Annotated in this window: 1 protein-coding gene; it reads right to left on the reverse strand. The window is 65.8% G+C overall.

Translation table 11 applies throughout. The features are described from left to right. Positions 1-560, reverse strand: a 560-nt coding sequence (locus tag DIE02_RS35280) for a hydrolase (protein ID WP_148093157.1), incomplete at its 3' end; no start/stop codon positions are given. Positions 561-564: the final 4 nt, after the last annotated feature.

A 564-nucleotide genomic window follows, 5' to 3' on the forward strand; every position in this document is an offset into this window, starting at 1 on the left:
GCGCTGCGCGCCCAGTCGCGCTGCAGTTCGCAGAACAGCTGCGCGACGCTGATCATCTGGCCGCCGGCCTGCTCGATGCGGCGCAGCGCGGCTTCGTGCGCGGCGACCGACGTGCCGCCGACTGCGTCGACGACCACATAGACTTCGTAGCCGGCCTTCAGCGCGTCGAGTGCGGGGAAGGTCAGGCACGCTTCGGTCCACAGCGCGGTCATGATCAGTTTCTTGCGGCCGGTGGCCTCGACGGCCTTGCGGAACTCGACGTCTTCCCACGAGTTGATGCTGGTGCGGTCGTAGGTCGGATAGCCTTCGAGCGCGGCGCGCAGCTGCGGGATCGGCGGCTTGTTCAGGCCGGTCTTCACGTTGACGGTCGAGTGGACGATCGGCAGGTCGTACGCGACCGCGGCCTTCGATGCGCCGACGATGTTGTTGATCAGCAGCTGGCGATCCATCGATGCAATCGAGTTCACCTGGACCGGCTGGTAGTCGATGACGATGAACGCCGCGTTCTGCGGGGTGAGCAGGTGGTCGTTCGCGGGATCGCGAATCGGTTCGCTTGCCATGGTT

The sequence above is a fragment of the Burkholderia sp. Bp8991 genome (genome assembly GCF_003853795.1).
Taxonomy (GTDB): Bacteria; Pseudomonadota; Gammaproteobacteria; order Burkholderiales; family Burkholderiaceae; genus Burkholderia.